General features: G+C 71.5%; 15 protein-coding genes. 8 read left to right on the top strand and 7 right to left on the bottom strand.

The window, feature by feature from the left end:
* Positions 1–11: 11 nt before the first annotated feature.
* The 4 genes from pstA (at position 12) to phoB (ending at position 3,543) form a co-directional block, all read left to right on the top strand.
* Positions 12–905 carry a phosphate ABC transporter permease PstA gene (gene pstA, locus MKK49_RS01715; RefSeq protein ID WP_244026327.1) on the top strand — a complete coding sequence of 298 codons (894 nt, stop codon included), beginning with the start codon at positions 12–14 and terminating at the stop codon, positions 903–905.
* Positions 906–954: 49 nt separating this feature from the next.
* Complete coding sequence (gene pstB, locus MKK49_RS01710) at positions 955–1,773, top strand: phosphate ABC transporter ATP-binding protein PstB (RefSeq protein WP_244026325.1); 819 nt, start codon at positions 955–957, stop codon at positions 1,771–1,773.
* Between the two features lie 166 nt (positions 1,774–1,939).
* Entirely contained in the window at positions 1,940–2,680 is a 741-nt protein-coding gene (gene phoU / locus MKK49_RS01705; protein WP_244026324.1) for a phosphate signaling complex protein PhoU, read from the top strand.
* A gap of 158 nt (positions 2,681–2,838) precedes the next feature.
* Positions 2,839–3,543, top strand: coding sequence for a phosphate regulon transcriptional regulator PhoB (phoB, locus tag MKK49_RS01700; protein ID WP_244026323.1), 705 nt, complete (start codon positions 2,839–2,841; stop codon positions 3,541–3,543).
* A 102-nt stretch (positions 3,544–3,645) separates the two neighbouring features.
* Here phoB and MKK49_RS01695 read toward each other — a convergent pair whose 3' ends face one another.
* The gene (locus tag MKK49_RS01695; RefSeq protein ID WP_244026322.1) at positions 3,646–4,242 is read right to left on the bottom strand and encodes a GcrA family cell cycle regulator; all 597 of its coding nucleotides are present in this window, start codon (positions 4,240–4,242) and stop codon (positions 3,646–3,648) included.
* 377 nt (positions 4,243–4,619) lie between these two features.
* On the opposite strand from MKK49_RS01695, the gene MKK49_RS01690 reads away from it, so the two are divergent.
* Complete coding sequence (locus MKK49_RS01690; protein WP_244026321.1) at positions 4,620–5,450, top strand: cell envelope integrity EipB family protein; 831 nt, start codon at positions 4,620–4,622, stop codon at positions 5,448–5,450.
* 6 nt (positions 5,451–5,456) lie between these two features.
* Here MKK49_RS01690 and MKK49_RS01685 read toward each other — a convergent pair whose 3' ends face one another.
* Both MKK49_RS01685 and MKK49_RS01680 read right to left on the bottom strand, forming a co-directional pair.
* Positions 5,457–6,758, bottom strand: a complete 1,302-nt coding sequence (locus MKK49_RS01685) for a DNA polymerase IV (protein WP_244026320.1) — start codon at positions 6,756–6,758, stop codon at positions 5,457–5,459.
* A complete protein-coding gene (locus MKK49_RS01680; RefSeq protein WP_244026318.1) occupies positions 6,755–7,090 on the bottom strand; it encodes a DUF3572 domain-containing protein in 336 nt (111 codons plus the stop codon). The genes MKK49_RS01685 and MKK49_RS01680 overlap by 4 nt, the downstream gene beginning before the upstream one ends.
* A 108-nt stretch (positions 7,091–7,198) precedes the next feature.
* Here MKK49_RS01680 and MKK49_RS01675 point away from each other — a divergent pair, with 108 nt between their 5' ends.
* Both MKK49_RS01675 and MKK49_RS01670 read left to right on the top strand, forming a co-directional pair.
* The gene (locus MKK49_RS01675; protein ID WP_056089426.1) at positions 7,199–7,579 is read left to right on the top strand and encodes a response regulator; all 381 of its coding nucleotides are present in this window, start codon (positions 7,199–7,201) and stop codon (positions 7,577–7,579) included.
* Positions 7,580–7,617: 38 nt separating this feature from the next.
* The gene (locus MKK49_RS01670) at positions 7,618–8,991 is read left to right on the top strand and encodes a PleD family two-component system response regulator (protein WP_244026317.1); all 1,374 of its coding nucleotides are present in this window, start codon (positions 7,618–7,620) and stop codon (positions 8,989–8,991) included.
* Between the two features lie 3 nt (positions 8,992–8,994).
* Here the strand turns inward: MKK49_RS01670 and MKK49_RS01665 are convergent, their stop codons facing one another.
* From MKK49_RS01665 to MKK49_RS01650, 4 genes are all read right to left on the bottom strand, one after another.
* On the bottom strand, positions 8,995–10,137 hold the full coding sequence (locus MKK49_RS01665) for an O-antigen ligase family protein (RefSeq protein ID WP_244026387.1): 1,143 nt from the start codon (positions 10,135–10,137) through the stop codon (positions 8,995–8,997).
* A gap of 97 nt (positions 10,138–10,234) precedes the next feature.
* Positions 10,235–10,843: a DUF2059 domain-containing protein gene (locus tag MKK49_RS01660; RefSeq protein WP_244026315.1), complete on the bottom strand. Its 609-nt coding sequence runs from the start codon at positions 10,841–10,843 to the stop codon at positions 10,235–10,237.
* Positions 10,844–10,912: 69 nt separating this feature from the next.
* Positions 10,913–11,623, bottom strand: a complete 711-nt coding sequence (rpiA, locus tag MKK49_RS01655; RefSeq protein WP_244026313.1) for a ribose-5-phosphate isomerase RpiA — start codon at positions 11,621–11,623, stop codon at positions 10,913–10,915.
* Positions 11,624–11,804: 181 nt separating this feature from the next.
* Complete coding sequence (locus MKK49_RS01650) at positions 11,805–12,278, bottom strand: hypothetical protein (protein WP_244026310.1); 474 nt, start codon at positions 12,276–12,278, stop codon at positions 11,805–11,807.
* Between the two features lie 195 nt (positions 12,279–12,473).
* On the opposite strand from MKK49_RS01650, the gene MKK49_RS01645 reads away from it, so the two are divergent.
* Positions 12,474–13,169: an HAD family hydrolase gene (locus MKK49_RS01645; protein WP_244026308.1), complete on the top strand. Its 696-nt coding sequence runs from the start codon at positions 12,474–12,476 to the stop codon at positions 13,167–13,169.
* Positions 13,170–13,300 lie beyond the last annotated feature (131 nt).

The following is a 13,300-nucleotide window of genomic DNA, read 5'->3' as shown; positions in this document are numbered from 1 at the left end:
AGCCAACACCCATGGACGCGCTCAACACCGTCGCCGGCGCCGCGCCGCCCCTGCAGGCCAGCCGGGTCCGCTCCGGGCGCCGGGTCGCCGACAAGCTGCTCATCGGCGCCAGCACCCTCGCCACCCTCATCGGCATCCTCGTGCTCGGCTCCATCCTGGCGATGCTGATCATCGAGGGCGTGAAGGGCTTCTCGCCGCTCCTCTTCACCGAGCCGACGCCCGGCCCCGGTTCCGAGGGCGGCGGCATCGCCAACGCGATCCTCGGCAGCCTCGTGATGACGTTCCTCGGCATCCTGGTCGCGACGCCCGTGGGCGTCATGGCCGGCACGTTCCTCGCCGAGTACGGCCGCAACTCGAAGCTCGCCGACCTCGTGCGCTTCCTCAACGACATCCTCTTGTCGGCGCCCTCCATCCTCATCGGCCTGTTCGTCTACACCCTGATGGTGCGGCCCATGGGCAGCTACTCGGGCTGGGCCGGCGCCGTGGCGCTCGCCATCATCGCCACCCCGGTCATCGTGCGCACCACCGAGGACATGCTGCGCCTGGTGCCCTCGACCCTGCGCGAGGCCGGCGCGGCCCTCGGCGCCCCGCCCTCGAAGGTCATCACCGCCATCACATGGCGCGGGGCGAGTGCGGGCATCGTCACCGGCATCATCCTGGCGCTCGCCCGCATCGCCGGCGAGACCGCGCCGCTCCTGTTCACGGCGCTCAACAACAACAGCTGGTTCTCGCCGAACCTCATGGGCGGCGTGCCGAACCTGCCGGTGATGATCTACCAGTTCGCCCTTTCGCCCTACCCGAACTGGCAGCAGCTCGCCTGGGCCGGCGCCCTCCTCATCACCATCACGATCCTCGCCCTGTCGATCGTGGCCCGCTTCGTCATCAAGAGCGAGCGGGCGCGCTGACCCGCGCGCCGCTCCCACCGCCCCCCGCCCGATCGAAGGATTGCCACCGATGAACGCCGCCTCCGGGATCACCGCCGCGCAGCTCACCGGCCGCCACAAGGCGGACGAGAACTCCCCCGTCCGCATCGCCGTGAAGGACCTGAACTTCTACTACGGCAGCTTCCACGGCCTGAAATCCGTGAACCTCAACTTCCACGACCGGCAGGTGACGGCGCTCATCGGCCCGTCGGGCTGCGGGAAATCGACCCTGCTGCGCACCTTCAACCGCATCTACAGCCTGTACCCCGACCAGCGCGCAGAGGGGGAGATCCTGCTCGACGGCCAGAACGTCCTCGATTCGAAGGTCGATCTCAACGAGCTGCGCTCGCGCATCGGCATGGTGTTCCAGAAGCCGACGCCGTTCCCCATGTCGATCTACGACAACGTCGCCTTCGGCCTGCGCCTCTACGAGAAGCTGCCCAAAGCCGACCTCGACGTCCGCGTGGAGGAGTCGCTCCGCAAGGCCGCCCTGTGGGACGAGGTGAAGGACAAGCTCAAGCAGTCCGGCATGGGCCTCTCGGGCGGCCAGCAGCAGCGCCTGTGCATCGCCCGCACCGTGGCCCAGCGCCCCGAGGTCATCCTGTTCGACGAGCCGACCTCGGCCCTCGATCCGATCTCCACGGGCCGCATCGAGGAACTCATCGAGCAGCTTCGCTCCGAGTTCACCATCGTCATCGTCACGCACAACATGCAGCAGGCCGCGCGCATCTCGCAGTTCACGGCGTTCATGTATCTCGGCGAGCTCGTCGAGTTCGGTCCGACGACGCGGATCTTCATGAACCCCGAGAAGCGCCAGACCCAGGACTACATCACCGGCCGCTTCGGCTGAGTGTCTCCCGCGAAACGCCCGCCGCGCCGCCGGATTCGAGAAGAGAACCGGCCGTGATCGGGGGGTTCGCGCGGCACTCTGATCCTCGGGCGGGGGAGATCGACCCCCGCATCCCGCCCCAACGCCACGTGGCAGGTTCCCTGAGGACCTGACCGAGGAGTGCGACATGCCCGACCACATCGTCAGTTCCTACGACACCGACCTCGAAGACCTGCGCCGTTCCATCTCCGAGATGGGCGGCATCGCCGAGAAGATGATGACGGAAGCGAGCGACGCCCTCGTGCGCCGCGACGTGCCCCTGGCCCAGGCCGTCATCGCGGCGGACCATCGCCTCGACACCCTGCAGCGCGAGATCGAGGAGCGGGCGATCCTGCTCATCGCCCGGCGCCAGCCCATGGCCATCGACCTGCGCGAGACGGTCTCCGCCATCCGCGTCTCGAACGACCTCGAGCGCATCGGCGATCTCGCCAAGAACGTCGCCAAGCGCGTCGTCGCCATCGCCGAGCAGAACCAGCCGCAGAAGATCGTCATCGGCGTCCAGCACATGAGCGACCTCGTGCAGGAGCAGCTCAAGGACGTCCTCGACGCCTATGCCAGCCGCGACACCAAGGCGGCGTTGGACGTGTGGGAGCGCGACGACGCCATCGACGCCCTCTACAACTCGCTGTTCCGCGAACTCCTGACCTACATGATGGAGGACCCGCGCAACATCTCGTTCTGCACGCACCTCCTGTTCGTCGCCAAGAACATCGAGCGCATCGGCGACCACACCACCAACATCGCCGAGACCATCCACTACCTCGTCACCGGCGCCAACAGCCTGGCCGAGAGCGATCGTCCCAAGAACGACGCCTCGAACTACGCGACGGTCGACGTGCCGCCCCTCGACGTCGCCACCGGCGTCTGAGTGACGGCGGGCCCTCCCCGACGGGCACCGGGCCCGATCGCCGGGGGGCTGGAGACGGGACAGTTCCGGGGGCGTTCGGACCAGGCCCGGTCCGAACGCCCCCGGATTCGCATGGGCGGGCGTATGTTGGGCGGGCGTAAGTTGGGCGGGCGGGTGTGATGAGTACGCGGATCCTGATCGTCGAGGACGAGGAGGCCCTGACCCTCCTGTTGCGCTACAACCTCGAGGCCGAGGGATTCGTGGTCGATACCGCCGCGCGCGGCGACGAGGCGGACATCCGGATGCAGGAACAGGTCCCCGACCTCGTCCTCCTCGACTGGATGCTGCCGGGCCTGTCGGGGATCGAGCTGTGCCGCCGCATCCGGGCGCGCCGGGAGACAGAGCGCCTGCCGGTCATCATGCTCACGGCCCGGGGCGAGGAGAGCGACCGCATCCGCGGCCTCGGCACGGGGGCCGACGACTACATCGTCAAGCCGTTCTCCGTCCCCGAGCTCCTCGCCCGCGTGCGCGCCCTCCTGCGGCGGGCCAAGCCCGCCCACGTGGCCAACCTGCTGGTGGCCGGGGACATCGAGCTCGACCGTCTCAGTCACCGCATCCGCCGGGAGGGCCGCGAGATCCATCTCGGACCCACCGAGTTCAAGCTCCTCGAATTCCTGATGCAGAGCCCCGGCCGCGTGTTCTCGCGCGAGCAGCTCCTCGACGGGGTCTGGGGCCACGACGTCTACATCGACGAGCGCACGGTGGACGTCCATGTCGGGCGCCTGCGCAAGGCCCTCAACCGGCCCCGGCAGAGCGACCCGATCCGCACGGTGCGGGGCTCGGGCTACTCGTTCGACGAGATGTTCGCGAACGCCGAACCCTGAGACCCGGCGACGACGTGTGAACGCATCGTCGTCTACCCACACGACCGCGTCGATGGTCGGCCCTCGGTCGCAATCAGGGCCGCGTGTGATGGCGCCTGCGCCTCAGCGGAAGCCGCCGACCCGGCGGTCGCGCCTGCGCTCGGCCGCCGGCTGGTAGGCGATCTCGGCGTGGTGGGTGCAGTAGGGCAGGCCGGTGATGGCGCGGTCGCCGCAATAGTGGAAATCGGGCGTGGTCGGGTCGCCCAGCGGCCAGCGGCACATGGATTCGCGCAGGTCCATGATCGTCACGCGCCGGGAGGCCGCCAGGGCCACGGGCTCGACCCGCGCGACGGGCGCCGGGTCGGCACAGGCGGTGGCCTCGGCCGCCACGGGCACCATGGCGATGACCGATCCGGAGCCCGTCACGGTTCCGGCCTCGGCGCCCGGTCCCGCCTCGGCCGCTTGAGCCGCCCCGGTCCCTTCGGCCCCGGCCGTCTCTTGGGCTTCCACCTCCCGGACCGCCTTCTTGCGGGGGAGGGCCGCGTCGGCCCCCTTCGCCACGCGGCCGGACAGGCCGAGTCGATGGACCTTGCCGATGACGGCGTTGCGGGTGACGCCGCCGAGCTGCGCGGCGATCTGGCTGGCGCTGAGGCCCTCCTGCCACAGGCGGCGCAGGAGATCGACGCGCTCGTCCGACCAGCTCGGGATCGTATCCGTCATCGCCCCCTCCGACATCGTCCTCGATCACCCTCGGGCGTCGCGGGCACGAAGGGACAGCGGCGGGGCTCCGCGGCTGGCGACTTCGGGACCGGACGGGTGACGTTCGCCTCGGGCTCTCTTCGGCGACGGGCGAACCGTACAGGAGCGCGCGAGCCGGAGGCAAGAGCGGCTTCGGCGGCGACCGGAAGGGCGGCCAAGTTCTCACCGGCCAAGTTCCTTTCGATCAAATTTCCTCCGATCAAGTCTCCACCGGCCGGTTTCCACCCATGGGCTTCCGCCGGCCGAGGCGCGCCCGCGGCTCCGCATTGCCGGTGGGGGAGGGGCGGCCTATCTGAGGGGCGACCGCCGCATCCCGATTCACCCCATCAGGAGACCCCATGCGTCTGCCCCGCGCCACGGCCTGTCTCATCCTGTTCGCCACCGGGGCGGCCGCCGCCGAGCCCGTGCACCTCGCCAGCCACCGGGCGGTCTACGACCTGTCCCTGGCCCAGAGCGGCGGCACCCGGGCGGTGGAGAGTGCGCGCGGGCGCATCGTCATCGATTTCTCGGGCGACGCCTGCAAGGGCTACACGATGCAGACCCGGCAGGTGACGGTGCTGGAGAGCGGCGAGACCGGCAGCCGCACCTCGGACCTGCGTAACACCACCTTCGAGAGCGCCGACGGGCGCAGCTACCGCTTCAAGGTCAGCACCCTCCTCAACGGCACGCCCGGCCAGTCCGTGGACGGCACCGCCGAAACGGCGGCGGATGCCCTCAAGGTCCGCCTCAAGGAGCCCAAGCGCGACGGGTTCCAGGCGAGCGGCGAGGTGCTGTTCCCCACGGTCCACATGCGCCGGCTCATCGAGGCGGCCCGCGCCGGTCAGACCACCCTCTCCGTCAAGGTCTACGACGGCACCGACGACGGCCGGAAGGTCTACGACACCCTGGCGGTCATCGGACGCCCGGCCACGACCGCCTCCGCCAAGGCGGAGTCCGACCGCGACAAGCCCCTGCGCGAGGGCGAGATGGCGGCCATGCCCCATTGGCCGGTGACCCTGAGCTACTTCACCTCCGGCGAGGGCGAGCGCACGCCGATCTACGTGCTGACCTTCGACCTCTACGAGAACGGGGTCAGCGGAAACCTGCGCCTGGACTACGGAGAGTTCGCCGTGGCGGGCAATCTCAGCCGCCTCGACAAGCTCCCGGCCGCGACGGACTGCAAGTCCTGACGCTCCCTATCGCTCGGGGCGCGGCACGGCGGTGAAGGCGAGGCCGCGCTGGATCGCCCCGGCGCCGAACTTTTCGCGGAGCCGATCGAGGGCGGCCTCGCGCCGGACGGTGCGGGCCAGCCCTTCCGGGACGCGGCCGCCCGCCGTGAGGCTCCCGTCGATGAGGTCGCCCCGGTCGGCGTGGACCGCGTCGCACAGGTCGCCCCCGCCGATGCCGAGGAGGCGGAACGAGGTGCCGTCGCAGGCCTCCCGCAGGAGGGGTTCGCTGTCGGCGAACAGGCGCGCGGCGAGCTGGGTCGGCGCCAGGCCCCCGCGCGTGCGGGTGCGCAGGCGGAACGCCGAATCCTTGAGCTTGAGGGTGACGTTGGCGGCCGCGAGGCCCTGGCGCTTGAGCCGGCCCGAGACCTTCTCGCACAGGCGCCACAGGATCGGCCGCAGGGCCTCGAAGGCCGCGATGTCCGCGCTGAAGGTGGTCTCGGCCGAGACGCTCTTGGTGTCGCGCTCGGGCCGGACGGGGCGCAGGTCGTCGCCCCGGGCGAGGGCCAGGAGCCGGCCCGCGTCGCGCCCCAGGGCCGCGTGCAGGGTGCGCGGGTCGGCCCTGGCGATGTCGGAGACGAGGCGGATGCCGCGCTCGGCCAGCCTGGCCCGCGCCGCCTGGCCGATGCCGGGCAGGATCGAGACCGGGCGCCCGGCGAGGAATTCCACGGCCTCCGCCCGGCCGAGGATGGCGAACCCGCGCGGCTTGTCGAGGTCGGAGGCGATCTTGGCCAGGAACTTCGCATCCGACAGGCCGATGGAGACGGTGATGCCGATCTCCCGCTCCACCCGGGCGGCGAAGCGCGCCAGGGTGAGGGCCGGGCTCGCCCCGTGCAGGCGCTCGGTGCCCGACAGGTCGAGGAAGGCCTCGTCGATGGAGACGGGCTCCACCAGGGGCGTCAGGTCGAGCATCATCCGCCGGACCTCCCGCCCGACGCGGGCGTACTTCTCCATGTCCGGGCGCAGGACCACGGCGTCGGGGCAGGCCTTGAGGGCCTGGAACATCGGCATCGCCGAGTGGACGCCCGAGATCCGCGCGAGGTAGCAGGCGGTGGCCACCACGCCGCGGGTGCCGCCGCCGATGATGAGGGGCCGGTCGCGCAGGGACGGGTCGTCGCGCTTCTCCACCGTGGCGTAGAAGGCGTCGCAATCGACATGGGCGATGGTGAGCCGGTCGCGCTCGGGATGCGACAGCAGGCGCGGCGAACCGCAGGCGCGGCAGCGTGTCGAGCCGGCCTGTCCCGTGCAGCAATCCCGGCAGAACGCCGTCATGGGAAATCGTCGCCCGCCGCCCCGTGGTCGGAGAAACCGTCGTCGAACTCCGTGGGCGAGAGCCGGCGCCACGCCGCCGCGATGCGCTCGGGCGGAACCGCGAGGGCTTGGGCCGCGGCCATCAGGGTGGCCTCGTCGCCCATCACGTGGTCGAGGAGGCCCGCGAGGAAGCCGGCATCCTGCGCGCTCGCCCGCAGGGTGTCGGGGGTCGCGCCGGTGGCGTTGAGGAAGGGGTGGAGCCGCTCGTCGTCGGTGGCCAGCCAGGCGAGGACCGCCACGGCGAGGCGCTCGGCCGAATCGCGCTCATTGTCGGATTTGCGTTTCGTCAACATGTATCCGTTACATCTTCTCGCGCGGGCCATGTCGCGCGGGCCGAGCCTCCAAGAACGGGCCATGCCTCCAAGAACAATGAGCCGCTCGAACGCCGGGAACAATGGGCCATGACAAAGACGGTGCTCATCGTCGAGGACAACGAGCTGAACATGAAGCTCTTCAACGACCTGTTGGAGGGGCACGGCTACGCGACGCTCAAGACCGCCAACGGCATCGAGGCGATCGAGCTCGCCCGCACCCACCGGCCCGACCTCATCCTGATGGACATCCAGCTCCCCGAGGTCTCCGGCCTCGAGGTGACGAAGTGGCTGAAGGAGGACGACGACCTGAAGTCGATCCCGGTCATCGCCATCACGGCCTTCGCCATGAAGGGCGACGAGGAGCGCATCCGCGAGGGGGGCTGCGAGGCCTACCTCTCGAAGCCGATCTCGGTGGCCAAGTTCCTCGCCACCGTCCGTCAGTATCTCGGCGACGGCCGGACGACGTGACCGCGTCCGCTCCCTTCGACTCGAACGCGTGAGGACAGATGTCGGCCCGTATCCTGATCGTCGATGATCTCTTCCCCAACGTGAAGCTCCTCGAGACCAAGCTCTCCCTGGAGTATTTCGACGTGCTGGCGGCCATGAACGGCCCGGACGCCCTGGCGATCTGCGCCAAGGGCCTGTGCGATCTCGTGCTGCTCGACGTGATGATGCCCGGCATGGACGGGTTCGAGGTGTGCCGCCGCCTCAAGAACGACCCCAACACCGCCCATCTGCCGGTGGTGATGGTCACCGCCCTCGACCAGCCCTCCGACCGCCTGCGCGGCCTCGACGCGGGCGCCGACGACTTCCTGACGAAGCCCATCGACGATGTCGCCCTGTTCGCCCGCGTTCGCAGCCTCGTGCGGCTGAAGGCCGTGACGGACGAGTTGCGCAGCCGGGCCCTCGCGTCGCGGGATTTCGGCATGGGCGACCCCCTGGCGCTGGCCACCGCCGAGACCGGCCAGAACGCTTCGATCCTGCTGGTCGACGACCGTGCGAGTTCGGCCGACCGCCTGTCCACGGCGCTCAGCCAGCACCACAGCGTCACCGTCGAGTCCGATCCGCACAAGGCCCTGGTGCTCGCCACCGAGGGGAATTTCGACCTCGCCCTCGTCAGCCTCGATCTGGCCGATTTCGACGGCCTGCGCCTGTGCAGCCAGCTGCGGTCCCTCGACCGGACCCGGGCCATGCCGGTTGTGATGATCGCCGAGCCGCACGACAAGGCGCGGGTGGTGCGCGGCCTCGATTTCGGCGTGCACGACTACCTCATGCGCCCCGTTGACCGGAACGAGCTCGTCGCCCGCGTCCGCACGCAGGTGCGCCGCCGCCGGTTCTCCGACACCCTGCGGGGCGCCGTGCAGGCCTCCATGGAGCTCGCCATCACCGACGGGCTCACCGGCCTGCACAACCGGCGCTACCTCGACAGCCATCTCGGCGCCCTGTTCGCCGAGGCCGCCCTGCGCGGCCGCCCGGTGGCGACCCTGATGCTCGACATCGACCGCTTCAAGGCGATCAACGACACCTGGGGCCACGAGGCCGGCGACGAGGTGCTGCGGGCCTTCGCCGACCGCATCCGCACCCATACGCGCGGCATCGACATCGTCTCCCGCTACGGCGGCGAGGAGGTGGTGATCATCCTGCCCGACGCCGAGCCGCCCGAAGCCCATGCCATCGCCGAGCGCATCCGCGAGCGGATCGAGGCGGTGCCGTTCTCGATCCAGCGCGACACCCGCGCCATCGCCGTCACGGTCTCCATCGGCGTGTCCTGGCGCCGGCCCGAGGATGTGGGCCCCGCCGACATGCTCAAGCGCGCCGATCTCGCCCTGTACCGGGCCAAGAACGCCGGCCGCAACCGCGTCGAGGCGGCCGCCGCCTGAGGCTCAGGCGGGCTCGGCCCGGCCCTCTCGCAGCCAGCCCTCCCGGAGCCAAGTCACGGCGCCGCCGAGGCCCGCCACCCACCAGGCCTGCCACGCGCCGTGCTCGACGAAGGCGACCGCCGCCGCCGCGCCGAGGAGGCCCAGAGCCGTGACCATTTGGGATCGGTGCATCGCCGCGATGGACCGGAGCGTCAGGAACAGCAGGGCCGCCATCAGGCCGGCTCCGACGATCCCGAGCTCGGCCCAGACCTGCAGGAAACTGTTGTGCGGGTGGCCCACCGCCAGCATCCGGCGCCAGTCCGGCGCAAGGGAATCGGCCACGGGCGTCCAGGCGAAGCGCCCGGCCGTGCCGTAGCCGGCCCCGCGCCACGGATCGGCGGCGACCGCCGCGCCGAAGCTGCGGGCGATGGCGACGCGGGCCCGCGAACTGCTCTGGATCAGGCGTTCATGGGCCGCCTCCGGCATCAGGCGGTGCAGGAGGTCGCCCTCCACGGGGCTGAGCGCCACGGCCAGCGCCAGGCCCGCTCCGGCGAGGCCGAGGCCGGCGCGCCGGGGCAGGCGCCAGGCCGCGAGCGCCAGCCCCGACCCGGCCAGGAGCCCGAGGGACGCCGCCCCGCTCACGGAGCGCAGGATCGCGGCGGCGGACACGAGCACGGCGAGGCCCGCCGCCAGCCGGTGCCCGCGCCGCAGCAGCACGGCCGCGAGGGGGCCGGCCACCAGCAGGATCGTGAGGACCGGGCGGTTGAAGACGAAGTAGGCGACCCGCGTGCCGAGCGCCTTCTGCACCGGCAGGTCGGCGGCGAGATCGACCACGATGTAGAGACCGGCGAGCGCCAGCATCCAGGCGGCGGCCAGGGGGGTTCCGGGCGGCATCCGCCCGGGTGCCAGGCGCGCGACGCAGTAGGCCGCCACGAGGGTGGGCCCGAACTCGCCGGCCGTGCGCCAGGACAGGGCGGGGAACGGGCTCCAGGCGATGGAGACGAGGCCCCAGCCGAGGAAGGCGAGGGCGGCGAGTCCCGCCGGCGTGCGCAGGGGCGCGGCGAGCGCGGTCCGGGCCGCGCGCCGGTCCTCCACCAGGGAAGCGGCCAGGAACAGCACGGCGGCGAGGCCGATGACGGCCGGGCTCGACCGATTGGCCGCCGCCATCGCCAGGGGGAGGGCGGCCAGGACCAGGGCGCCGGCGCCGCGCAGGCGCGCGACGGACGGGGACGTCACGGGGACGACCGCGCGGGAGCGGGGCGCCCTACTGGAGCTGGTGGCCGCGCTTCACCATCTCGGTCCGGACGCGGACCATGACGTATTCCGAGACCTCCTGGGTCCAGCCCTGCATGGCCTGGACGATGCCGTCGAGGACCTGGGGCTGGGTCTCGACGTAGCGCTTGCCGGCCGGGGAGCGGAAGAAGGCGGCGATGTCGGCGAGTTCGGCCTCGGTGAGGCGGGTGGCGTAGATGCGCGCGGCCGTGTCGATCATGGCCTGCTTCTGCATCTCCATCTCGGGCTGGAGGCCGGCCAGCACCTCGTCGAGGTCCTTGCCGAGTTCCGGCCGGGTGACGGCGTTCTGCCGGATCTGCTCGCTGAAGGCCGGGATGATGGAATCGAACGAGCGGGCGATGCCCGAACTCAGCATGACCTCGCGGGCCAGCGCCATGTGCGACGGGGCGAAGGCCGGGGCCTGCGTGTTCGCCGCCGGGGTCGGCGCGGCGGGCGTCGGCGCGGCGGGTTTGGCCGGGGCGGCCTTCTGCGGGGCGGCCGGCTTCTGCGGTGCCTGGGCCCAAGCGGCCGGGGCGATCACCAGAACGGCCCCCGCCAGGGCGGCGCGCAGGGTCTGAGAGCGGACGAAGGGGCGGGACATGGAAAGCGCTCCGGAGGTCTTCTGCGATGCGGTTCGGGCGAGGGGTCGAGCCAAGGATCGGACTTCTGGTCAGACGGCGCCGAGGCAGGTCACGTGTGCGACCCCGTTCCGTGCTTCCGCCAGGATCGCCCCGGTGGCGAGGCCGAGGAACAGGCCGTGCTCGACCACGCCCGGCACCGCCCACAGGGCGGCCGACAGGGCCTCGGGATCGGCGATGCGCGTCAGGTGCGCGTCGAGGATGTGGTGGCCGCCATCGGTGCGCAGGGGCGTGCCGTCGGCACCCGCGCGCAGGACGATCTCGCCCGCGCAGCCGGTGGCGGCGACGGCCGCCGCGACGGCGCGGCGGGTGGCGCCGAGGCCGAACGGGTTGACCTCGATGGGCAGCGGGAAGGCGCCCAGGGTCTCGACCCGCTTGGCGGCGTCGGCGATCACCACCATGCGGCGGCTGGCGAAGGCGACGATCTTCTCCCGCAGCAGGGCCGCGCCGCCGCCCTTGATCAGGCGCAGGTGGCCGTCGATCTCGTCGGCCCCGTCGATGGTGAGATCCAGTTCCGGCATCTCCTCGAGGGTGGCGAGCCGGATGCCGGCGGCCTCGGCCGCCACCCGCGTCGCCTCCGAGGTCGGCACGCCGACGACGTCGAGTCCGGCCCGGACGCGGGCGCCCAGGAGTTCGACGAAGACGTTGGCGGTGCTGCCGGTGCCGATCCCGAGGCGCATCCCGTCGGTCACGAGGGCGACGGCCCGCTCGGCGGCGGCGCGCCGCAGGTCGGGCCCGCTCACGCCGAGAATCCGGCGGCGCGGGAACGGATCGGGACGGCAGGGCGCATGGAACGGGCTCAGGGCTTCGGGCGTCGGCAGGCCCTACCACGGCTGGCAGCGCCGTCAAACGCGGGGCGGCGGCGGGTTCGATCAGGGGCGCGGCGCGCCTTGAAGCCTCAGGGGCGCGGCGCGCCTTCAAGTTTCAGGGGCGCGGCGCGCCTTGGGGCGGCGTCACGCTCGGGCTCGCCCGGCCGGGCGCGGGGCTCGCGGCCTCCTCCGGCCCGGCGGGGTTGGCCTGGGCCGTGCAGACCACGGCCTCCTTCTGGAGCTGGACGTAGCAGATGCTCATCTCGCCCGTGCGGTAATTGACCCGGAACACCCCCGCTTCGCGGGTGTGGCGGGAGGCGACGAGGCCGTACTCGGACGGCGCCTGAGCGCTCGCCCCCTCGCCGGCGCCGTAGCACACGGTCACGCCGACGCTGCCGACCGCGCCCTCGCGCAGGCCGTACTGGCACGAGGTGACCTCGCCCGTGACCTTGTCGACCCGGTAGACCCGGTTGAGGTCGATCTGCGGGGCGGGCACGAATTCGTAGGAGCTCGCCGCGGCCGTCCCCGTGAGGAGGCCGAGCACGATGCCCGCGCGCAAGAGGTGGGAGGCCTGGTGTGTCAGACGCATGAGTGCCCCGATGTCCCGTTGTCGGATGTCGCGCGAGCGGTATCGCCGCCTTGCGGCGCAACCGTGACCCTTGCACCGTGACCCTTCCACCCGGACCCTTGGGCCGCGACCTTCGGGTCGGCGTCTTGCCCCTGCCGCATCGCCCCGGTAGCCCTGGCCCCGATCCAGAGCCGAGCCATCGCGGAAAGCCAGTCCATGTCGTCCCTGCCCAGCCTGCCGCCCATCGCGGTGTTCGACCTCGACGGGACCCTGGCCGAGACGGCCGGCGACCTCGTCGGCACCCTCAACGCGATCCTGGCGCAAGAGGGCCTGAAGACCCTCGACCTCGCGCAGGCCCGCGACATGATCGGCGCCGGCGCCAAGGCGCTGATCCGGCGCGGGTTCGAGGCGGCCGGCGAGGCTCTCGACGACGACCGGCTCGAAGTCCTGTTCGTGGCGTTCCTGGATCATTACGGCCGCCACCTGTGCGACCACTCCCACCTGTTCCCCGGCGTGACCGAGGCCCTGGACGGCCTCGCCGCCCGGGGCTTCATGCTCGCCGTGTGCACCAACAAGGTCGAGGCCCACGCCCTCGCGCTCCTCGAACTGCTCGGGGTCTCGGGGCGCTTCTCCGCCATCTGCGGCCGGGACACCTTCGCGCATTTCAAGCCGGACCCGCGCCACATCACCCTCACCATCGAGCGCGCCGGCGGCGATCCGGCCCGGGCGGTGATGGTGGGGGATTCGCGCGCCGACATCGACGCGGCGAAGGCCGCCGGCATCCCGGTGATCGCGGTGCCGTTCGGCTACACCGACCTGCCCGTCGAAGCTTTTGGCCCGGACCGGGTGATCGCGCATTTCGACGCGCTGGTGGAGGCCGTGGAGGCTCTCGTGCCGGTGGGGCGGAGATAACGCCACCGGCACTGTCGGTTCGATGGATCTGTTTTCCCCCGGTCAATTACCTTCTCCCGAGGCGGTTGACCGGACTGAAATCAGATGCACGACCGCACGCCATGCGGCGGCGAGAGCTCTCGGAAGATTGG

Source organism: Methylobacterium sp. J-090 (assembly GCF_022829345.1).
GTDB lineage: Bacteria > Pseudomonadota > Alphaproteobacteria > Rhizobiales > Beijerinckiaceae > Methylobacterium.
Note: the sequence above shows the minus strand (reverse complement) of the source record. Positions and strands in the feature narration are given on the sequence as shown.